14 protein-coding genes are annotated in these 22,052 nt (G+C 48.1%); 8 read left to right on the top strand and 6 right to left on the bottom strand.

Going from position 1 to position 22,052, the window contains the following annotated elements; genetic code table 11:
- Positions 1–182: 182 nt before the first annotated feature.
- The 5 genes from FC47_RS02450 to FC47_RS02430 form a co-directional block, all read right to left on the bottom strand.
- Positions 183–887: a hypothetical protein gene (locus FC47_RS02450; protein ID WP_033935357.1), complete on the bottom strand. Its 705-nt coding sequence runs from the start codon at positions 885–887 to the stop codon at positions 183–185.
- Between the two features lie 19 nt (positions 888–906).
- Positions 907–1,329 carry a Rib/alpha-like domain-containing protein gene (locus FC47_RS02445; RefSeq protein ID WP_033935356.1) on the bottom strand — a complete coding sequence of 141 codons (423 nt, stop codon included), beginning with the start codon at positions 1,327–1,329 and terminating at the stop codon, positions 907–909.
- Positions 1,330–1,342: 13 nt separating this feature from the next.
- Positions 1,343–2,527, bottom strand: coding sequence for an AbiH family protein (locus FC47_RS02440; protein ID WP_033935355.1), 1,185 nt, complete (start codon positions 2,525–2,527; stop codon positions 1,343–1,345).
- A 64-nt stretch (positions 2,528–2,591) separates the two neighbouring features.
- Positions 2,592–3,020 (bottom strand): CopY/TcrY family copper transport repressor, encoded by a 429-nt coding sequence (locus FC47_RS02435; protein WP_268888865.1) that lies wholly within the window; start codon positions 3,018–3,020, stop codon positions 2,592–2,594.
- 16 nt (positions 3,021–3,036) lie between these two features.
- Complete coding sequence (locus tag FC47_RS02430) at positions 3,037–4,257, bottom strand: FIVAR domain-containing protein (protein ID WP_056967765.1); 1,221 nt, start codon at positions 4,255–4,257, stop codon at positions 3,037–3,039.
- A gap of 144 nt (positions 4,258–4,401) precedes the next feature.
- On the opposite strand from FC47_RS02430, the gene FC47_RS02425 reads away from it, so the two are divergent.
- The 8 genes from FC47_RS02425 (at position 4,402) to phoU (ending at position 11,855) form a co-directional block, all read left to right on the top strand.
- Positions 4,402–5,811, top strand: a complete 1,410-nt coding sequence (locus tag FC47_RS02425) for a hemolysin family protein (protein WP_045025547.1) — start codon at positions 4,402–4,404, stop codon at positions 5,809–5,811.
- Between the two features lie 133 nt (positions 5,812–5,944).
- A complete protein-coding gene (locus FC47_RS02420; protein ID WP_056967764.1) occupies positions 5,945–6,382 on the top strand; it encodes a hypothetical protein in 438 nt (145 codons plus the stop codon).
- A 465-nt stretch (positions 6,383–6,847) separates the two neighbouring features.
- Positions 6,848–7,726, top strand: coding sequence for a phosphate ABC transporter substrate-binding protein (locus FC47_RS02415; RefSeq protein WP_033935351.1), 879 nt, complete (start codon positions 6,848–6,850; stop codon positions 7,724–7,726).
- 43 nt (positions 7,727–7,769) lie between these two features.
- Positions 7,770–8,693: a phosphate ABC transporter permease subunit PstC gene (gene pstC, locus FC47_RS02410; protein WP_056967762.1), complete on the top strand. Its 924-nt coding sequence runs from the start codon at positions 7,770–7,772 to the stop codon at positions 8,691–8,693.
- Positions 8,686–9,576: a phosphate ABC transporter permease PstA gene (gene pstA / locus FC47_RS02405; RefSeq protein WP_033935349.1), complete on the top strand. Its 891-nt coding sequence runs from the start codon at positions 8,686–8,688 to the stop codon at positions 9,574–9,576. Before pstC ends, pstA begins: the two co-directional genes overlap by 8 nt.
- 17 nt (positions 9,577–9,593) lie before the next feature.
- Positions 9,594–10,394, top strand: a complete 801-nt coding sequence (gene pstB / locus FC47_RS02400; protein ID WP_056967760.1) for a phosphate ABC transporter ATP-binding protein PstB — start codon at positions 9,594–9,596, stop codon at positions 10,392–10,394.
- A gap of 9 nt (positions 10,395–10,403) precedes the next feature.
- Complete coding sequence (pstB, locus tag FC47_RS02395; RefSeq protein WP_048345137.1) at positions 10,404–11,156, top strand: phosphate ABC transporter ATP-binding protein PstB; 753 nt, start codon at positions 10,404–10,406, stop codon at positions 11,154–11,156.
- A 12-nt stretch (positions 11,157–11,168) separates the two neighbouring features.
- Entirely contained in the window at positions 11,169–11,855 is a 687-nt protein-coding gene (gene phoU / locus FC47_RS02390; protein WP_033935346.1) for a phosphate signaling complex protein PhoU, read from the top strand.
- Between the two features lie 834 nt (positions 11,856–12,689).
- On the opposite strand, the gene FC47_RS02385 is transcribed toward phoU, so the two are convergent.
- Entirely contained in the window at positions 12,690–21,593 is an 8,904-nt protein-coding gene (locus FC47_RS02385; protein WP_056967758.1) for a mucin-binding protein, read from the bottom strand.
- Between the last annotated feature and the right edge of the window lie 459 nt (positions 21,594–22,052).

Raw genomic sequence — 22,052 nt, 5'->3', positions numbered from 1 at the left:
CAACAAAAAGCCTAGTCAAAAAAACTAGGCTCATTCCTATGACAACCTGGGAATGTAAAAGGCATTGGTAATTAGATGATCACTGCTCAAGCAACTGCGGCTGTTTGAGTAAATCGTCCGTATCTATGCAAATTGTGGTTCGGATACTCAATACTGGGGTGTTTGCCCACAAGCCATCGACTTTAGCCGATGGTGGTTGACTGCAGAATTTTATTTAAATCCAGCGCGTAAAACTGGAGAATCTTATCAATCATCAAGACGTCATGATCGGCCAAATGAGGCTTAGGATGCTGCAGCTGCAAGAGATCGCACATCCTGGCCAGACTGATGCCTGAGCTTTTCTCAAATACGTCGCTGCTGATGATCTTCTCTAGATCCAATGGCTGAATTCTGGTCCAAGAACGACTGGTTTCCGCCAGCTGCAGGCGATTGGCCTCTTGATTGAGCACGCTAAGATCCAAGCGATTGTCCCAGCTGACCAGGTAGTCGGGCTGCACACGATCGATAAACCTTAACACCTTTTTCAAAACGCTGGCTACCGTAAGCCGTTCTGCTTCTGAATAGCGCAGATCAAGGCGTTTCAACAGACTCAGCTGATCTTTGGGCGTCATTTTGCTGCTAAACACATAATAATTGAATGCATCATTCTGACCATAGACACGGCCGGCAATCTGGCCCAGCCGCGTGGTTCCCGGCATCTGGGGCTGGCCATCGCAATAGAACTCCAGATCAAGACTGAGCAGCCTGGCTGGACCATTAACGATTTCGTGAACCTGTTTGAGCGTCGTGACCGCGTTAGCAGCTGACAAGGCGTTTTTCGGCTGGTGCTGCCAATTGGGCCGTTCCAAACTAATCAGTTCGCTTAGGCTGGTTTTGCTGTTTTCCACGCCATCCCCTCCAGTCGTCTTATTGCCGATGCCTGGACAGTCCCTTCTTGACCGCCTTGACCAACAGTCCGATTCCCGCAAACGCATCGACCATCGTACCGCGCTGATTGCCTGACAGAATGGTTCCCGGCGTGCGCTTGTTTTGATGATCAAATTGAATCGAGACGTTTTGACTGGGTCCTTTTTGCTTTACCGGTCGCGGCAGCACCTCGATTGGCACCTTGACCGCTGCTTGTGAGGCATCTGGATACTCAACCATGATCGTTGCCTGCGTCAGTCCCGGCGTTTCTAGCACCGGCTTTTTCTGCCAGCTAAATCTGGTTTCTGGCGGCAGCTCGCTTAAATTGGCGATTCCTTCTCTGGGAGCCAGCGAATCACCTGACATATAGACGATTTTACGCGTTTCGATTGCAAACTTGCCGGCCATCGCAATTCTGGTCATAAAAATTCTCCTTTCAGTATTCAAGCGTCAAAATCTTGACCTGACTGCCCTCACCCAAAAGCCAGGTCAGCATTCGCTTCTGCATGGCCAGTTCTTCAGGCGGCTCGCCTTGAAAAACAAACAAAATAACCTGCTTGAGCTGACGAGCCGTCTTGAACAGATCGCTTAAGATGCCGTGATCAGCCCGCAAAGAATGGCCCATGATAACAATCGTGGCAATGTCTTCTGGATAGACGTCATTGGGCAGTTTGATCTTAAACGGCCGAAATGCATTTGCCGCGGTATAGGCCAGCACCTGAGGATCAATGCGTTTTTTAGCACAGCGGCTGGCAATCGCATCAATCAGCCACTGGCGCCGCGTTTGCCACTGCTCAAAAAAGCGGGTTGCAAAATAGCGGCTGGTAACGGGCATATCGCTGTCAAGCGTATAGAGCAGCGAGATAATCTCTTGATCGCCAAAGACCGGATACAAGCGCCGCCAACCGTAATAATAGGCATCATAGTTTCGAAAGGCAGCCAGTGTTTTTTCATCAAGCGGCTGCCAGCCATTCTGCTGCCAGGCCCAGCGTTTAAAATCAAGAATGTCGCGCCGGTAGCCCTTGGTCGTACTGGCATATTCATAAGGCTCGCGTGCCAACACGTCATCATTGTCAACCCCAAGAATGGTCTGACCTTCCAAAAGCGACCCATGCAGATAGTAGATATTCGCTGGCCAGACGTCATACAGCTGCTGCGCCGTATCAGTATAGTTAAAATTTAAAACCGCGCCAGCCTGGCTTAAAAATTCCCGTGCTGTTTGTGAACGCGTCGGATCGCTGACTAAGACGCGTTCTCGCTCCGTCCGCAGATAACGAGAGAATTCATGCTCAAAGCGGCGAATCGCCCGCGTGCTGCGCTGCTGAACCATTACGCCCGCTCCCGGCATCTTACGCGTTGCACTTAGCTGATAGGCATTTTCAGCCGCCACGCGAATCTGGGCCTCGACATCCGACCAGCGGACCTGCTGACTGCGAGCGCGGCGATTAAAATGAACGATCTCATCCAACGGCGTCGTTCCCACGTGCTGCCAAAAATCCTGATAGCGGCTCTTAAAACCATGAAAAAGATCAAAGCCATTGCCAAGAACTACCAGCAGCTGATTTTGATCATGGTGCTGGTCAACGAACAATGACTGATCCAGTTCTGGGGGCACGATCACCAGCGACACTTCCTTTCAACGCGTCTTGCCGATAGCATCATTGTTTAGACAAGACTTGACGGTATCAGTTCATATCCTCACAGCGCATTCCCGGAACACAGTCGCAGGGAACCTCAACCGGTGCCACTGCGGCTTTTTGGGTCAGCAGTTCCTGCAGCTGCCTGATGTCTGCTTGGCTGAGCGTGGCCCTTTCAATCACATGTGCCAGCGTCTTGCCAACGTGCATATCGCACAGATTATCGAACAGATCATCCGCAGCTTCGTTCATCGTCGGCTGTTCTTCAACGCATGGCTCATAGACAAACGCCCGCCCAACCCGCGTAGTTTTTAAGGCGCCTTTTTGAACCAGCCGGCGCAGCAGCGTTTTGACCGTGGCCGGTTTCCAAGCTACCTTGCCCTGCAGAATCTCGATCATCTGCGTACTTGTAACATGCTTGAGCGTCCAAGCTATCCGCATTACCTGCCATTCTGCCGGCGTTATCGAATTTTCCAAAAAGATCTTCCTTTCTCTACTTTAAATTGCGTTTAAAGCCCAGCATGCTGCTCAACGCCGCAGTAGCCGGCTTGCTTTTTTTGGTTGAATCTGGTTTGGTTAATGTTGCCGTCTGAACCACTCCTGATTGGCCTTGGGTATGCGGCGCACCATCATAACTATTTTGAGATGTCTTAGCTTCAGCTTCGGTATCGTTTTGATCGTCATCATTTTGAAGCATCCCGGCATCGTCATCCCTTGATTCAGCTGTGATCGGCGAAGCAGTTGAACCCTCAGACATCGGCACGAACGCCTCGATTTCTTCGCCATTTAACGTTTCATAGGTTACATCAAGCTGACTGACCAGGCGATCAGCCAGCATCTGCGTCGTCTGCGGATCAGCCAAGGCAGTCTGAGCCTCCTTAAATGCCAGATCAAACGCAGCCTGTCTGGAGTCATAGGCCGCTTGATAGCGCTTGGTTTGATCAACACCGGTCATTTTAGCGACTGCTTTTTTCAGCTGCGTCAAATCACTGGTCTTGCCATTAAGGGCCTTGCGCGCTTTCAACAGTTCACTGGTTGTCAGGTCAATCGTTTCTTGGGCTGCCGACTGAAAATCAGGCGCCAGCTTCGACAGATCGGCCACCGTGGCGTTCAATTCTTGGTTGGCCGCGGCTTGACTCAACAGCTGCTTAGCTTGATCAAAACTGGCTTTAAAGGTCTGCCGGTGTTTAGCATCCGCGTTCAGGTAGCGCAGCGTGGTCAGATCGTTTTGAGCGTTTTTGAAAACCAATACTAATTGACTAAAGTCGCTTTCAATCCCACTGAGTGCCGTTGCTGAATGCTGCAGCTTTTCAACGGTTTGATCCACCTGTGACTGCAGCACGAATTCATCGGTCTGAATGATTTTTCGCGCGGCCGCCAACGCTTTGTTCAGCTCTTCTTTTGCCAGTGGACTGGCATTGACATAGCGGGCCGTCTCCATCAACAGCTCAGCGTCACTGACTGCCTGCCGCAAAACAAAAGTCGTCGTCTCTTGACCATCGAGCCTTGTAACGGCATGCGCCAGACTTTCCTGTACTTTTAAAAACTGCTTGAGCGTCACGTCGCGGTTCTGCTCCAGATCCTGCAGCTGTGCATAGGCGGCATCGAATGGCGCTTTTTGGCTGGCATTTTGATAGCGCGCACTTTGCTTCAACTGACGCGCTGCCGTGACCAAGATCTGCCAGTGCGCATCATCAATCAATCTAGCCGTCATTTTTTCACCATCTTCCTTTTGAATAAATGCTTTTATTCTATTATGGACCATTTCTTACATAACAAAAAGCGATTTTGCTGAATGCTGACCTTTTTATTTGCTATAATAATTGCAAAGCTAATTTTGAAAGGAAAATTGCAAAATATGGAAGTTAGTACCAGTCCCATAACACTTTTTACAATTATATTCATTCTGCTTTTAGCAGCGCTGTTTACCCTGTTGGAATATTCCTTGATCAAGGTTCGTCCAACCGAGTTAAAAGAGCTCAAACAAACATCCAGCGTACGACGTGCCGAAAATATGATTGAGCACCTGACGGAATACCTGTCTACGGCGCAAGTCGGGGTTACGATGACGTCACTGATCTTAGGTTGGATTGGTGAAACGTATATTACCGAACTGCTGGAAAAGTCACACATCTTCCCACCGGCAATTGCCAATAACTTCAGCTCAATCATTGGGATTCTGCTGTTTACGTTCCTACACGCGGTCTTTACCGACTTGGTTCCCAAAAACATGGCGATTGATCAACCGGTTAAGATTCTGCTGGCAATTGCCCACCCAATGACGTTCTTCCACATTATCTTCTACCCGCTGATCTGGCTGTTTGACTGGACGGCTAAGCTGATTACCAAGATGCTTGGCTTCTCGGTCAACCCAGACGAAGACATCTACACCCAAAACGAAATCGTGACCTTATCACAGGAATCCGAACGGGCTGGTGAGATGGATAAAGAAGACGTCGTATTTATGGAACGAGCCTTTCGAATGAACGACAAGGTTGCTGATGACGTCATGGTCGACCGGACTCAATTAAGCGTGATCGATATTACTGCTACGGTAGCTGATGCCGCCCAACTTTACTTTCAAAAGAAGTACACGCGTTTTCCAGTCGTTGCCAATAACGATAAGGACCACATCTTAGGCTATATCTTCAGCTACGACATCATGCGGCAAAATCAGATCAATCCTAAGCAGGCCATTCGCTCCATCATGCGTAAGATTCCAATCGTCTACCAAAGCGAGGAATTGACGGATGTCTTACAGATCATGATGAAAAAGCAGGTGCCAATCGTTGTCGTCCAAGATGAATATGGTGGCACGGCCGGGATTATTACCGATAAGGACATTTACGAAGAATTGTTTGGTACGGTTGGCGAAGAAATTGATCACGTTTCTTCCGACATGATTGAAAAAAAGGAGCCGGATTCAAAAGGTAACTCAACCTACCTGGTATCCGGCAAGATGCCGCTTGACGACTTTGAACGTTACTTCAACGTCCGGATTCCACAGTTTGATCAGACCGACGTCTCGACTTTGACCGGCTTTTTCTTGGAACGTCAATACGACTTGAAGGTGGGACAACCCGTTAGAGTCGAAGATTTCAGCTTTACGCCACTGGATCTGAAGAATGCTTATGTCAGCCAGTTCAAGGTGGTTCAGATCAAGCCTAAAAAGAAAGCGACCGAAGATTCTGACGACAGCTCATCGGATCGCAAGCGTCGTCTCAAGCGTGACCGCAAGGATGAACAAAAAAGCGACAATGAAGACTAGTTAAAATTTACAAAGACTTTACTCGTGAAGGCGGGTCAAAGTCTTTTTTTGATGCTAAAATGAAAGTGCTCCAATGATCTTGCCGCATCAGTAGTTCATTCATGACTGCTTCCCCATTTTAGGGGGTCATTTTATGTACGATCGAATTCTAATTCCTGTTACCACACGTTCTTTTAGCCGCGAAATCGATCCATCATTTGCCAATCAGCTCAAACATCTGATCCAGGCTCATCCCAATGCCTGCTTTATGCTTTTGTATATTTTTGAGCCACGCGACTGCCGCTGGCTAGCCGCTGGATTGCCAAATCTTGATCCAGACTTAACGTTAAGCCTGGCCGCACACCAACTGACGCGGATCGAACGACTGCTTCAAAGTGTTGGTGCCCATCAGATTGAGCATCAATTAGCAGTTGGCAATCAATATCTGGTTATCAGCCAATTGATTCAAAAAAGCGGTTATGAGCTGGTCGTTGCACCTTGGCAGCCAAAATGGTGGCAACGCTGCTGGCGGCATCTGTCCCATCCCGCTCGTTCAATTACCAATGACCTTTTAATCTTAAACGTTCAATAATCGTCAAATAGTTTATCAGCATCGTCGACTCGGATTGTTTCGGGTCGGCGATGTTTTGTTTTAAATTCTGTAAACTGCCACGACCAACATCCAAGCAATCGCCATTCAATCATTGATCTGTCGCGCCTGCTTGCCCTGGTTAATTTTATTAAGCAGTTTCCTTTGTAATTTTTAGGTTATTTTAAGCTTTTTAGCGTTAATTAAAACTATCTACCTGCCAACGCTTAGCGATAATTCGAACTATTATAGTTTTAACACCGGTTATCGTTCGCTTAATAGTGTGAAATAAAGCTGATCAGCCGTCTTTATTTAATTAGTTGTTTGCTTTGTATCGTTTTTGTAAATTTGAACCTTACGTGTTTTTTACGGAAAACCGTCTTTTTTCTTTACGTTTCTGCCTTAAATTATAAACCGTACTCAGGTACATGCTTTATTCATGGGATATTGAGAAAGGAAGCAAATAACATGAACAAGAAGTCACTTATCTCTTTAGCTGCCGTCGCTACTTTAGGTTTTAGCCTGTTTGGCGGTACGGTCGGCACGGTTCACGCTGCATCTGACAGCAATAAGATCAGCATTGTCGGCTCAACGGCTCTGCAGCCGCTTGCCGAAACGGCGGCTCACAGCTACATGAGCAAAAACTCTGGCGTCAACATCGATGTCCAGGGTGGTGGCTCCGGTACTGGTTTGAGCCAGGTTCAATCTGGTGCCGTTTCAATTGGCAACTCCGATATCTTCGCTGAACAACAAAGCGGTATCGATGCCAAGAAGCTGCAGGATCACAAGGTCGCCGTTGTCGGGATGGCCCCAGTCGTTAACAAGAGCCTGAAGGTCAACAATCTGTCAATGAGCCAGCTGCAAAAGATCTTCACTGGTAAGATCACCAATTGGAAACAAGTCGGCGGTCCAAACGAAAAGATCACCGTTATCAACCGTGCTAAAGGCTCTGGTACGCGGGCAACATTTGAATCAGCCGTTTTGAAGGGCAAGACGGCCATGAAGACTCAGGAACAAGACTCCAACGGCACGGTTCAAAAGCTGGTTGCCAACACGCCTGGTGCCATCAGCTACCTGGCCTTCTCATACACCAAGTCTGACAAGATCAAGGCTTTGAAGGTTGACAACGTTGCGCCAACTGACAAGAACGTTGAAAACAACTCTTGGAAGATCTGGTCCTATGAACACATGTACACTAAGGGCGCTGCCAAGGGTCAGACCAAGAAATTCTTGAACTACATGAACTCCAAGGAAGTTCAAAGCAAGGACGTTAAGAACCTTGGCTACATCAGCATTCACGACATGAAGGTTACCAAGAACGCTGACGGTCAAGTTACCAAGAAATAACCACCGCGTCAATCAATAAAGGAGAGAAACCGGAGGAAGCAAGATGAATGAACAAGATCAACTGATGCAAAGCAGTTTTCAAACCAGGCAGGACCATTGGGGCAAATTAGTCAGCTATTTCTGCATTACGGTAATTGGACTGCTGGTCATTTCAATTATTTACTTCATCGCCGCACGAGGCTTGAACATGTTTATTAAAGATGGCGTCAGCCTCAAGGACTTCCTAACCGGTATGACCTGGGATCCAACCGTTACTGACGCTCACGGCAAGCCAGAAGTCGGCGCCTGGCCAATGATCTTTACCTCATTTGCCGTTACGATTCTGGCCACGCTGGTCGCAACGCCGCTCGCTTTGGCCGTTGCCATCTTCATGACTGAGCTGGCCCCTAAAAAGGCAGCCTCATTCATGCAGTCGGTCATTGAGCTTTTGGTGGGGATTCCATCCGTCGTTTACGGGTTCGTCGGCTTAGTCGTCGTCGTTCCCTTTATCCGCCATCTTTTCGGCGGTACCGGGAGTGGGATCTTGGCAGCCGTTACGGTGCTGTTCGTCATGGTGCTGCCAACGATCACTTCCATGTCAATCGACAGTCTTAAAAACGTGCCTAAAAACTATCGTGAGGCTTCAATCGCATTAGGGGCCACTCTTTGGCAGACGATCTACAAGGTAATTCTGCGCTCGGCCATTCCCGGGATCTTGACCGCCGTTATCTTCGGGATGGCACGAGCATTTGGTGAGGCCCTGGCCGTTCAAATGGTTATCGGTAACGCGCCTTTGATGCCAGAAAACCTGATTTCACCAGCCTCAACCCTGACCAGTACTTTAACGGTCGGCATCGGCAACACCGTTATGGGGACCTTGCCAAACGACGCACTCTGGTCTTTGGCGCTGGTCTTGATGCTGATGTCCTTGGCCTTCAACCTGCTGGTAAAACTGGTCAACAAGAAAGGAGTCTCACGCAATGCTTAATGCCAAAAAAGCCAATCAGCTGGCAATGGGCATCATTTATGTCTTAGTCGGTCTGGTGGTCTTGATTCTGTTTGGTCTGCTGGGCTATATCATCTTAAGCGGTCTGCCGCACATCAACTGGCAGTTTTTGAGCTCAGCTGCCCAAAGCGTTGGTGAAGGCGGCGGGATTCGCGACCAGCTGTTCAACTCGCTGTATCTATTGGTTCTGACGCTTTTGATCTCCACGCCGCTTTCAATTGGCGCTGGGATCTTCTTAGCCGAATACGCGCCTAAAAATGGCGTTACGGAAGTCTTTAAGACCGCGATTGAAATTTTGAGCTCACTGCCCAGCGTGGTAGTTGGTCTGTTCGGTTACCTGTTTTTCGTAATCAAGCTGCATCTGGGCTTTTCGGTTATCTCAGGTGCCATTGCCTTAACGTTTTTCAACCTGCCGCTGTTAACGCGGAACTGCGAAAACGCCTTAAACGACGTCTCACCGCTGCAGCGTCAGGCCGGCCTTTCATTGGGGCTTTCCCGCTGGAAGACCATGACTAAGATCATGCTGCCAGAAGCCTTGCCTGGCATTTTAACCGGGGTGATTCTGGGGGCTGGCCGAGTCTTTGGTGAAGCCGCTGCTTTGATCTACACTTCTGGTCAAAGCGCACCAACCGTCGACTACAGCAACTGGAATCCATTTTCCGCAACCAGCTTCTTAAACCCGACTCGTCCTGCTGAAACGCTGGCCGTCCACATTTGGAAGCTAAATACTGAAGGGCTGGTTTCCAATGCCCACGCAATCTCCAGTGGGGCTTCGGCCGTACTGATCATCGTCATCTTATTGTTCAACCTGGGCGCTCGCTACTTAGGCAACCATATTTACAAAAAGATGTCGGCTCGTAAATAAATTAGAGGTGAAAACAGATGGCTGAATATTCTTTTGAAGATACCTACACGCTGCCCGTCAAAGAACCATTGGCAATGAAGACTAAAAACGTCAGCGTATACTATGGCAAGCAGGAAACGCCCTCGCTTCATCAGGTCAGCATGGACTTTGCTGAAAACAAGATTACGGCTTTGATCGGTCCATCCGGTTCTGGGAAGTCTACTTATCTGCGCTGTCTTAACCGGATGAATGACGAACTGGGCCGCATCGATGGCGAGATTCTGTATCGCGGAATCAATCTGAACTCGCCTCAAGTCAACGTCTACGAGACGCGGCGTGAAATCGGCATGGTCTTCCAGCATCCAAATCCATTTGCCAAATCGATCCGTGAAAACATCACCTTTGCGCCCAAGCTTTATGGCATCAAAGACCAGCAAAAGCTTGATCAGATGGTGGAAGAATCGTTAAAAAGCGTGGCTCTCTGGGATGAGGTCAAAGATTCGCTTGATCGCAGCGCGCTTTCCCTTTCTGGTGGTCAGCAGCAGCGGCTTTGCATTGCCCGCTCACTGGCCATGGATCCTAAAATCATTTTGATGGACGAGCCGGCCAGTGCCTTGGACCCAATTTCGACTTCTAAGCTGGAAGAAACGATGCAGACTCTGAAAAAGGACCACACGATCATCATCGTTACGCACAACATGCAGCAGGCCGCACGCTGTTCTGATTACTGTGCCTTCTTCTACTTAGGACATGTCTTAGAATTCAACTCCACCAAAGACATTTTCAGCAACCCTAAGATCAAGGCAACCAATGATTACGTATCCGGTAACTTCGGCTAGGAGGGCATCATGGAAAAAATTCTTAAATGTAAAAACGTGGTGCTCAAATACGGCACTAAAGAAGCACTGCACGGGATCAACATGGAGATTGAGCAAGACAAGATCACGGCTTTGATTGGTCCGTCTGGCTGCGGCAAGTCAACGCTGTTAAAATGCTTTAACCGCATGCACCTTGATGATAATGCCACGGTTGAAGGCCAGATTCTGTTTAATGATCAAGACATTTATGATCCAAAAGAAGATATGGTTGAGCTGCGGCGGCAGATTGGCATGGTCTTCCAACAGCCGGTTCCCTTCCCGCTTTCCATCTATGACAATGTCGCCTATGGACCACGCATTGGCGGCGTTAAGGATAAGCAGCAGCTGGATCAGATCGTCGAAGAAAGTCTCAAACAGGCTGCCTTATGGGATGAAGTCAAAGATGATCTGAAAAAAAGCGGTTTGGGCCTTTCCGGTGGTCAGCAGCAGCGACTCTGCATCGCCCGCACGCTGGCCGTCAAGCCGCAGGTAATCTTACTGGACGAGCCAACCAGTGCCTTGGACCCGATTTCCAGCGGTTTGATTGAAGAGACGCTGATGAAGCTAAAAGATGAATACACGATCGTCATCGTTACGCATAACATGCAGCAGGCTGCCCGGATCTCTGACTACACGGTATTTATGCTCAATGGTTCTTTGATTGAGTTCAACTCAACCAAGCAGATGTTTGAAAAGCCAGACAACCAGCTGACTGATGACTACTTGAATGGGCGCTTCGGCTAAAAGGAGTTTATAATGGGAGATCAAAATCTAGCAGAAATCTTAAAGGTAAAAAAGCAGTTCGTTGCTATGGGGACACTGGTCAGCTCGCAGATTCACCAAGCAACCAAATCCTTTCTGGAACATGATATGATCCTAGCCAAACAGGTAATTTCCAAGGATCAGCAAGTCAATCAAACTGAGGTCGAACTGGAAAAGAACGTTTTTGACGTCTTGATTCGCAAAAATCCCATGGCCTCTGATTTTCGTGAAACCATGTCAATTCTAAAGGCTAGTTCTGACATGGAGCGAATTGGCGATGCCGCGATCCGCATTGCTCGTCAAACGCTGCGCATGTCTGACAAGCCAACCTTTACTGCCGCTGAAAAGCTGATTCAACAACTGACCTACCAAGTGCGTCAGATGCTGGACAAGGTTGATGAGGCCTATGTCAATGATGACAGTGACGCTGCCTATGCCATTGCCAGCGAAGACATCAAGGTTGACCGGCTCTACCTGCAGCTGCGGCAACTGGTTTTGAGTCAGCAGGTCAAAGACAAGCAGCAGCTAAAAGCCTCTGACGTCTACCTGATCATCAGTCGTCAATTGGAACGCGTCGGCGACCATATCGTCAACGTTGCTGAATGGATCGTTTATGCGCAGACCGGTAAGATCGTCGAATTGAATCCCGGCAAAAACGACCCTGAACTGGTCAAAAAATAATCCACTTTCCCCTGTTTTCCATCCTAAGCCACAATGAAAAAGGCCATCTTCAGCTATTTGAAGATGGTCTTTTTTGCTAGTCACGATTTTATGGCACCGGATATTCCTGTTTTGTTTGCCTGTAGACAGGATCCAAATCAATTTTCAAGGGTATCGGACATCCCCATTTTGCTCATCATCGCGCTGCGTTTTTAATGATTTTTCTAACCTTAGACATTGGCCGCTCAGCGATATCGACTGCTTTTGTTACTGAGTTATGGCAATATCCGTTTACTCAAAAATCATAAGTCTGACAGCGGTTTTACGACTATCTGCCTGCTGACTTTGTAAAGAAAATCAGTTTTTAACTGGCTGCGGATCTGCAACTACCTACTATTCGCTGATTTTGAGCCAATAGTAGGTAATTGTATATTTAGCTTAACTTTACCTACTTACAGCAGCTTTTTGAAAAAATAGGTAATGATTTTCTCGTCATATGTTTTATGCAAGATTTCTTTGCATAATAACCGCAGCTGGCTCCCTTCTGCGGTCGGTATGCTGCAGCTTGATCAACGTTTCAATTAACCCAAAGCAATCTGCGCGATCAGGACTATCAGAACAGCTCGACAGCATTGAAAGTCCTCAAAACTACAATCCACCGCATGAAAAAAGACATTAAAAGCTGGCATTGTCGTTTCTTCCCATCGAACCTCCCGCAAAATCACACTATCCTGCTCGCTCCAAACTAGACGCTATTTGAAGCTAAAACCTAGTTAGCCAACTTCGCCAAGCATCTCAAATCAGAGTACCAAAAAAGACCCGCCTTAAGCGAGCCTTTTCCTTTATGATTCAATATTAGCCGCGATCATGCTTCTTCTTAAAGAGTCCTGCTAGACCTAGCATGCCCAGCAATGACGTCAACAGCCCCATAATGCTCCATGACGCGTCATTATCATTGTCATTGCCAGTCTGCGGCAGCTGCTTTATCGTCGTCTTGGCAGTTGGCGATTCAGCTGACGTCTGCATTGACTGCGAATCACGTACGATGCTTGGCTGAACGATTTCGCTTGGTTCAGCTGGTTGACTTGGTTCAGCTGGCTGTTCTGGTTCAACCGGCACGGCGTTCTTAGCGTAGAGCACCGTCTTGACTTGGTCGGCTGGCGTCATCTCAAATGCAACCGTCGTCTGATCAGGCGTGTAGCCGTCAATTGCTGGTGAACTGACTGTCGCGTATTCAGTCGGATCACTCGTCCAGTCCGTGGCGGCAATGATCTGTCCTGTCACCTTGTCAACCGTAATCGTCCGCGTCCACCGTGCCGTCTGAATGCTGTCTGGTGCTAATGAGTTGCCGGATGCATCTTGATAATGTACGATAGCCCGCGTCGTGTGGTCATACTGATCCTTGGCTGGCCAAACTGGACCGGTTGGATCGGCAGGATTAATTGGAGTTTCCGGCAAAATTGGATTGTCAGGATCCGGATGGTTGGGATCGATTACCTGCGTGCCATGCTTGAGCGTAACGGTGAACGTCTGCAAAGCATTGCCATCCCGATCAAAGACTGCCTTTCCTGCGTCTTGAGCCTGAGTAAACTCGTCACTGACCAAAACGTAGCCTTTATTGATCAGCTGCTTGATCTGATCAGCCGTGCTGTAGTCAATCTTGGCATCGGTTACGCCATCAACCTTATCGCTTTGAATCGTCTGACCAGTATCTTGATCAACGTAATTGATTCTTGCTTGTTGCGGATCAGCGGCGTAGTTGACATAGATCACGACATCGTCTTTTTGAACGGCCGCGATCTCATTTGCGCCAATCTCAGTCTGACCATTGACTGGCGTATAGCCCTTAATTGTCGGTGAAGCAACGGCAACCGTCTTTTGTGATGCCACGGTTTCCCAAAGCGGCCAGTACACCTTGCCCGTCACGTCATCTTGGTAGCCAACCCGTTTAAAAGTCAGTACCTGCACGTTATCGTTGGCGGCCGGCTGCTGGCTGTCTTGGTAGACATAGTGGATGATCTGAGAAACCTTGCGAATGCCGCTGGCCGGATCAGTGTCCGGATCAACACTGCTGTAATGGTGACGCAGATAGATCGTAAACAGCTGGTAATTTTGATCATCATTGTCAAACCGCAGCTGTTGTCCTTGGGCTTGCGCGGCGACTAATGCCTGGGCAAAGCCATCACTGACCAAAACGTACTTGCCGGTTGGGTTGGTCTGCTCATCGTAGACCAGTTTGCTGAGCTGATCTTTAGTGTAGTAATTAATCTGCTCATTGGTCTTGCCCTTTGCTTCATCGTAGGCAACCAATGAGCCGCCATTATCGATGTCGACATATTTGATGATTGCCGTCTGATCATTTGGACTATAGGTTACGATGTCCAGCAGATCGATTGGCGCGTCATACTTGTCGTTGTCCATAGTCAGCGAACTGTGCGACAGAACCGTCACGTCTGGCGTGTAGCCTTTGATCGTCGGTGAGGTAACATCGTCAAACTTACCTTGCCGTTCGTCAGTCATCCAGGCACCATTCCAGTCAATCGCGCCGGTAACCATGTCCAGGTCGCCAGTCTGCTTAAACGTCATGTCCTTTCCAGAGTATGGATCAGCCGCCTGCGTGCCATCCGCGTATTTATAGAGCACCGTCTGCTTGATGGTCTTTTCACGGTTGGCCGCCTGTTTTAGAATATGATGCTTCAAATGAACGACAAACGTCTGATCAACCTGGTCATCCAAGTCAAAAACAATGCCATCTTTTGTGCCGTCACTGACTAGATCGTATTGGCCGGTCGGGTTGGTCTGTTTATCATAGAGAAGCTGTCCCAAAGTCTTAGCCGAGTCATAGCTGCTCTTGGCCCCAGACTGACCGGTTGTCTGATCAATCGTGACGACTTTTTCATCAAGATCATCATCGACGTAATTGATGTTAGCCAGTTGGTTGTCGATAATGTAGTAGACCGTATCGGCAACCGTGAAGACCCCGTCACTGGCCTTGTCAAACGTATCAGCATCAATAACGACCGTCTTAGGACTAAGCGTGTTGACGTTCAGATGATAGCCTGGAATCAATTCGGCAATGGCGTCATAGTCTGCTCCGTGCGTCAGGATCAGTTCGCCAAATTGGGCCTGCTTCTTGTATGTGGCATCATAAACGATCGTATGCGTGACCAGATCCTCATCACCGGTTTGTTCAAAGGTCAAATCGGCAGCTGGGTCATGATAGTCAGATGCCGCCATTTGCCCCTGCTTTGGTCCATCCCGAAAGACGTAGTGCACGACCCGCTGAACCTTAACTGACCGGTTAACTGCTGCATGACGATGCTTGAGGTAGACGACAAAGCTTTGCGAAACATTATCGTCATCATCAAACCGGATTGGCTGGCCGCCCGTCTCATCTTTGACTAAATCATAACCCTTGGCTGCCCAAGCTTTAATCACATTGACCGTCGAATAGTCGCTTAATTGATTGCTAAAGCCAGTCAGATTCTTTTCGCCAATGATGGTCCCAGTATCCTGATCGAAGTATTCAATGTAGGCTGACTGCGGGTTGGCAGTGTAGACAACCTGCTTGTAGACGTCTAGATCCTGGTTGTAGTTGTCATTATTTACCGTAATGGCAATCTCATCAACCTGACCAGGAACCGCCTTATAACCTTTAATCGTTGGTGAAGGTACGGCAGCAAATTTCTGAGTTGGCGTCCACGTGCCGTTCCAGTCAACGATATCGTTAACCAGATCCTTGACCCCATCCTGTTTGAAGTTCAGTTCTTTAGTTACCCGCTGATCTTTAAGCACAACGCCATCTTTTACATAATCAATGGTTTCGGTAACGGTCTTAGTGCGCGAGTCCTTTTCGGTTTCATGACCAAAGTAGACATAGTAGACCTGATCTTCATCATTATGATCAAAGACGATCTCTTGGCCGTTCGTTTCATCGGTAAGCAATTGGTAATGCAACTGTTCAAGGCCTTTGATCATGTCGGTCGTTGTATAGCCGCTGTTCATGTCCGACAAGCCGCTCAGTTCCTTAAAAAGCAGCTGGTGGCCAGTTGGCGTCGTGCCATCGATAAAGTAGATCTTGGCTTTTTGCGGCTGGGCCGTGTAGGTTACGGTCTCATTAATGACCACCGTTTTTTGGGCAAAATCACTATCAGCCGGGCTGATCGCAGAAACTGGCACGACTGCCTTGTCATAGACATAGCCCGCGATCTTTTGCGAAGGCACTTCTTTAAAGCTTTGCGCGTCAAGCTTGTCCCAGGTAACCTGCTTGTTGACGAGATCCTGAGTCCCATTCTGTGTAAACTCAAGGGTCTGCGTCTCGGGATCAAAGACGTTTTGGCCCGCCTTGCCGCCATTGCCATAGATATAGGTAATAACCCGCTGGTAGGTGACATTGCGCGAAGTCGATTTCTTGCCGTGCTTGAAGTGAACCTCAAAGCTTTGGTCGGCAGCATCATTAGCATCAAAGATCACGTTTTGACCATTAGTGCCATCACTGAACTTAACGTAGCCAATCTGTTCGTAGCTGGCGATTGCCGAACTGGTATTGTAGCCGCTGTCTTCGTTGGAGTAGCCGTTCAGAGTCACGGTTGACATTTGCTGATCGCTTGCGTCTTTAGCATCGTCATCAATAAAGGTGATCGTCGCCGTCTGCGATTTAGGCGTGTAGAGAATCGTATGCTCCAGCGTATTATCCTGCTGCCAGTTGTCGTTGGTAACCGCTGATGACTCGCCAACAATCTGATCAGGGTTAGGGTCGGTGTAGCCAGCGATCATCGGTGCCTGAACCGCATCAAAATCGGCCTGCGTCCATTCACCCCAAGCCGTTGTGTCGTCAACCAGGTCATGCGTTCCAGTTTGGCTGGCCTGCTTGTTGACAATCGTATCCTCTGCCAGCTTGCGTCCATCAGTCGACTGGTAGTGAATAATCTGCTTGACGTTTGCGGTTCGAGAAACAGTTTCAGTCTTATGACCAAGGTAGACATAGTAGACCTTCAACTGGCCATCAGTTGGGAACATGATGCCATTTTGCGTCTCATCTTTAACAAGCGTGTAGTTTTGGTAGTTCTTTAGTTTCTTTTGAATAAACGCATCGGCATCGTATTGCTGCTGATTGCCCGTCTTGCCTTCCAAAGACTCGCTGGCGATCGCATTGTTCGTCTTGGTATCAACGTAGACGATCGCGACGTTTTGTGAGTCGGCATAGTAGGTAACCGTCCGATAGATATTCAAGTCCGTGTCATAGTTGTCATTAGTAATGGTAATTGTACGCTCCGGTTCGCCAGCATAGTCATAGTGATAGCCAGTAATCGTTGGCGAGTCAACCTTAGCCAGCGTCTGAGCAGGTGTCCAGTCACCGTTCCAGTCCGTTGCCTTGGTGACCTTGTCTAACTGCCCTTTCTGCGTAAACGTGAGCTCTTTGTGGTACGGATCTTGTACCGATTTGCCGTTTTCGTATTGATACTTGATTTCTTCAACGACTGTCTTAGTCCGTTGTGTATCTTCATAGCCATGCTTTAGATGAACGGCATAGACCTGGTCATAAGGATCATCAGTAGCATCGAATTTCAGCTCAGCTGCTCCATTGGTTGAATCAGAAACCAGCTCATAACCTTGGCCAAGATAGTTTTTGATCAGTTCAGTCGTACTATATTTTTTGTTCGGTTCAGTCGTACTGTAGGCGATGGTATTTGAATAGCCGTTTAAGACCTCGTTTGCCAGCTGCTTGCCCGTGGTATCGTCAATATACGAGACTGAAATGTACTGCCGATTTGGCGAATAGGTGATCGTTCCTTCAAACTGACCATTTACAAAGTTGTCATTGGTAACGGTAATCTTACGCGAAGCCAGCATCTGGATATCTGGCGTGTAGCCGGCGATTGGTTTGGCTTTTACTTCTTTAAAATACTGGGTCTTTGAATAGCTGCTGTCCCAGTCAATCTGGTCGGTTACCAGATCCTTGACCCCATTTTGCGTAAACGTCAGCGTGCTGGTCTGATCCCAAGGCTGCTGATGGTTATCGCTGAACTTAAAGTGAATGATCTGCTTAACTTCAACTGAACGCGTTACTGCTGCTGTCTTGTGCTTTAAGACGATTTTAAAGATCTGATCTTGGCCGGCATTATCATTAAAGACGATCCCGTTTTCCGTTTCATCAGAAGCAACCTCGTAGTTGGCATACTTGGCCAGGATCTGGTTGCGAATGCTCGTGTAGTCCAGTTTTTGATTGGAAAGCCCGGTTTGCGTGTCAGTCTCCAGCACTTTATCGTTATCTGAGCCATCGATATATTTGATCAGCGCGGTTTGTTTGAGCGGCGTATAGTTGACCGTAAACGAGTAGGTCTTGCCCTTTTGATCAAACGTTGAGGCATCGATCGTCACGCTTTGAGCCGGAACCTCATCGACAGAAACGGAATAGCCCATCAGATTTGGCGTGGTAACTGCCTTAAATGATTTGGTCTGTTTCCAGTCTTGATTCCAGGTCGTTGTATTAGTGACGTTATCAGTTACGCCATCCTGTTCAAAGACAAGCTCTCTGGTCAGCGGGTTGGCTTGCTTCAGCAGACTCTGATCAACCAGCGTGCCGTCCTGATAATTGGCATCACCCTTGTAGACATACTTGATTTCTTCGGTGACTTTCATCGTCCGACTGGTACTTGTCGTCTGATGCTTCAGATGAACCTCCAGAACCTGGTTGTTGCTGATGTCGTCTTCATCCAGGACTGGCTGGTTTCCGTGGGTGGCATCCGATACCAAGACGTAATGCTGCCCTAGATACTTATTGATCGTCGCTGCGGTCGTGTAGTCCAGCGTCTGACCTGATTGACCGGTTCCCGTCCAGTGTTCAAGGACTTGATGCGTTGTGTCGTCAATATAGTTGACAACCAGGATCTGACTCTTGCCGACATAGATAATGTCATGGTGAACGTTTAGCGACTGGCCATAGTTGGCATCAGTAACCGTAATTGCAACGGCATCGACTTGAGCCACGTCAGGCGTGTAGCCGGCAAGCGTTGGCGAAACAACGGTCTTAAAAGTCTGCGTTGGGGTCCAGTCACCGTTCCAGGTCGTCTGATCGGTGTACAGGTCATGCACCCCAGATTCATTGAAGGTCAGCGTATCATAGTAGACTGGCAGCTGGTCTTTGACGTCGACATATTTAGTCGTGCCATCCAGCTGCTTGATGGCCTTGTGGTGTTCGATCGTTTCAGTAACGGTCTTGGTTCGCTTGACGGCTTCGGTTTCATGAACGAAATGAACGACATAGGTCTGATCATTTTTATCGTCCTTGTCAAAGATGATGTTTTGACCATTCGTGCTGTCACTGACCAATTTGAGGTGCTGCTTGACGTATTCAGCAATCGCGGCCTTCGTGTTTCGGCCACTGTCAGCCCCGGAATTACCGGAGAATTCCTTAACGGCCAGATCTTGATTGGTCGTATCGTCATGATAGATAACCTTGACCGCCTGTTTATTTGGCACGTAGGTTACCGTCACGGTCGAGTCTTTGTCCGTTGCCTTGATCGTCGCGCCAGCCACCGTCAGTTTATCAGCTGTATAGCCATTGATCTTTGGCGAGTCTTTTTGCTCAACGTTTTGGGCAGCGACCTTGCTCCAATCTTCCCAAGTCGTAGCACCAGTTACACGGTCACGATCACCGGTCCGCGTAAACGTAACCTTTTGCTCAACCGATGGCGCGGCTTGGCCATCACCTTGGTAGTAGTATTCGATCGTGCGCTTGACCGTTTTTTGACCGTTGGCTGGATCCGTCTTGCCATCAACGGTTTCATGATGATGCTTTAAGACGACCTGATAGACCTGATCGATATTGGCATTGCTGTCATAAGTGGCGCCAGCTGGAAAGCCGTCGTTGACCAGATCGTACTTGCCATTTGGATTCGTCTTGGCATCATAGACCAGCTGCTTAAGCTGATCAGCCGTTGAGAAGTTGATCGGCTGACCATCAAAATCAGTCAGCGTGCCGCTGCTGGAGATCACCTGATTGCCGCTGTCTTGATCAATGAAGTCAACCCGCGCATTCTGCTTGGCCCGATAGACAACCGTAATGTCTTGATCCAAAGAAGTTATGTATTTGGTTGGGTTAAAGGTATAATCCGTAACCGCGACGCCATTGATGAACGGTACGAAGCCGGCAATTGTCGGTAACGTGACATCAGCCGCGCTGGTTGCGTCATCAGGATCGTTGGCATACTGCGTCTTGGTCTTTTTGGCAGCATCAAACGCCGCGTCAGTTGAATCAATCACCAGATTACCCAGTTTTTTGTAGACATACTGCACGTTGCGCGTCTGCGGGATATAGATGTTGTAGATCGTTATATTACCGCCACTGCCAGATTCGACGGTAACTGACGATCCTGCTCCGCTTGGCGTCAACGTGTAGGAACCACGCAGACGATTGTTATAGTAGTAGTCTGCGCGCATCGTTCCATCAGCGCCAGTCTGAGTGAAGTCGACCTTATCGCCACTGTGCCAGTCTTTGGTATATGTATCGCCAATCTTGCCAAATTCAGACATGTAGCCGCTGCTGTTGCTTGGTACGGTTTCATAGTAGCCATTGACGACCTTGCCGCCAGTCGTGGTGTAGACTTGACCGCTTAATCCTTGCTGAACGTGGCTTTGAGCGATCTGATTGCCGCTGTCGTCAACATAGGACGTGGTCTGCGTAACCAGCTTAGGAATCATAAAACTAAGAATCGTGTAGTAGGTACTGTCAGAAACTGCGCCCCCTTGGTTGACGTTAAAACGCGGGCTCCAGTTGTAGTATGTACTAGAATCATAGGGATTACGAATGACGCCTGAATAATGGTCATTATAGATGCGACCCAGATATACTCCTGACCATGAATCCTTACTTGTTTCAACGTAATATTCATAGTCATCTTCATTAATCGTATATTCATTAAGAACTTTTTTATTGGTAGAATCAAGAATCGTTACGTACAAGATCCCGCTGCCGGAACGATCCGTTGACAAGACAATGTTGTATTCCCCGGTCTTGCCAGTCCGATTATTGCGGCTGGTGGCCCAAAAGAAGGTGTAGCGGTTTGTATCAGGATCAACGTACATTGAGCTTGGATATTCAGGATCCTTAACCGAAAAAGTTGCTGCCGTATCGTTAAGACCATTAGCGACCAGACGATTGGCAATTGCATCCGTGCTGACGGCTGCCGTTGACGCGACCTGTTTTAGATCAAGCGTAATCGTTTTGCCAGTGCCCGCTTGACTGTTGGCTGCTGATTGACGGGCCACCGACACCTGACTTGCCGATTTGGTACTGGATGAAGCTGCTTGACTAGATGTCACGGTCTGACTAGCTGTCGATGACGTTTGGCCGGACTTTGCCGCAGTCGCTGAAGCCGCCGTCTGACTTGCCGTCGCTGCAGCAGCACGTTCTGCTGATATCGCGGCTGACTGGCTAGCAACGGTTGCCGCCATACTGGATGTCGATACCGATTGTGCCTGGGCAGCCGTCGAATTCGTCAGTGAATCTACGGTTGCAGCAGCAGAACTGCCAGTTGCCGTGTCCTGTGTTGCGCCGGCTGACAAAGTAACGGCACTGCTGCTTGACGTGGCCGCGCTATTTTGCAGATTAACAGCCGGCTCAGCAGTACTGGCCGCGGCCGCACGATTCGTCATCATCGTCATGGGCACAATCGTAAAAGTAAACGTCACGATCGCGGCAAAGGCCCACTGTTTGCCATCTTTGTACATTTTGTAATGTATTTTTTCATCATGCATATTGACTTCCCCCATTCACTTTTGGATTGCAAAAACACTCTCTGCTATCCTTAAGCCTATTCAATTGCAATTCGACTATTTTTAAGAAAAAGTATATAAACAATCTCCTTCTTACTCTAAAAATAGCGCAGATAAACAGAGGATTAAACTTTAAATTTTTGCTTTTTCTCAGCCATTACGTCTTTTATTAAGCGCTTACAAATAACTGTTTATAAAAAAATAAATATCATTTTATAAACAGATGATTTTTTTTTCATTATTCATAATGCCAGCCCTTTTTGAAAAGTCTTATTAACCGTAATTGCTTCAATACAGTTAAATAGCAGAATTGCATCATCGAGGATATAATGGACGTTTTTAATATTACCGTCTAATTTTTAAAACTGTTAAGTGACTTGTTATAAAGATGCTGATGTTCTAAGCTAATTAACTAGATCACCATTGCACCATCCCTACAGA

It is taken from the genome of Limosilactobacillus mucosae DSM 13345 (assembly GCF_001436025.1).
GTDB classification, from domain to species: Bacteria; Bacillota; Bacilli; order Lactobacillales; family Lactobacillaceae; genus Limosilactobacillus; species Limosilactobacillus mucosae.
The sequence above is the reverse complement of the archived record's forward strand: the minus strand, read 5'-3'. Positions and strand labels throughout refer to the sequence as shown.

Excerpts from the sequence above, each read along its gene's own strand:
- FC47_RS02445 (WP_033935356.1), bottom strand. The coding sequence starts at position 1,329 with ATGACCAGAATTGCGATGGCCGGCAAGTTTGCAATCGAAACGCGTAAA.
- FC47_RS02430 (WP_056967765.1), bottom strand. The coding sequence starts at position 4,257 with ATGACGGCTAGATTGATTGATGATGCGCACTGGCAGATCTTGGTCACG.
- FC47_RS02425 (WP_045025547.1), top strand. The coding sequence starts at position 4,402 with ATGGAAGTTAGTACCAGTCCCATAACACTTTTTACAATTATATTCATT.
- FC47_RS02420 (WP_056967764.1), top strand. The coding sequence starts at position 5,945 with ATGTACGATCGAATTCTAATTCCTGTTACCACACGTTCTTTTAGCCGC.
- FC47_RS02415 (WP_033935351.1), top strand. The coding sequence starts at position 6,848 with ATGAACAAGAAGTCACTTATCTCTTTAGCTGCCGTCGCTACTTTAGGT.
- pstC (WP_056967762.1), top strand. The coding sequence starts at position 7,770 with ATGAATGAACAAGATCAACTGATGCAAAGCAGTTTTCAAACCAGGCAG.
- pstA (WP_033935349.1), top strand. The coding sequence starts at position 8,686 with ATGCTTAATGCCAAAAAAGCCAATCAGCTGGCAATGGGCATCATTTAT.
- pstB (WP_056967760.1), top strand. The coding sequence starts at position 9,594 with ATGGCTGAATATTCTTTTGAAGATACCTACACGCTGCCCGTCAAAGAA.
- pstB (WP_048345137.1), top strand. The coding sequence starts at position 10,404 with ATGGAAAAAATTCTTAAATGTAAAAACGTGGTGCTCAAATACGGCACT.
- phoU (WP_033935346.1), top strand. The coding sequence starts at position 11,169 with ATGGGAGATCAAAATCTAGCAGAAATCTTAAAGGTAAAAAAGCAGTTC.
- FC47_RS02385 (WP_056967758.1), bottom strand. The coding sequence starts at position 21,593 with ATGCATGATGAAAAAATACATTACAAAATGTACAAAGATGGCAAACAG.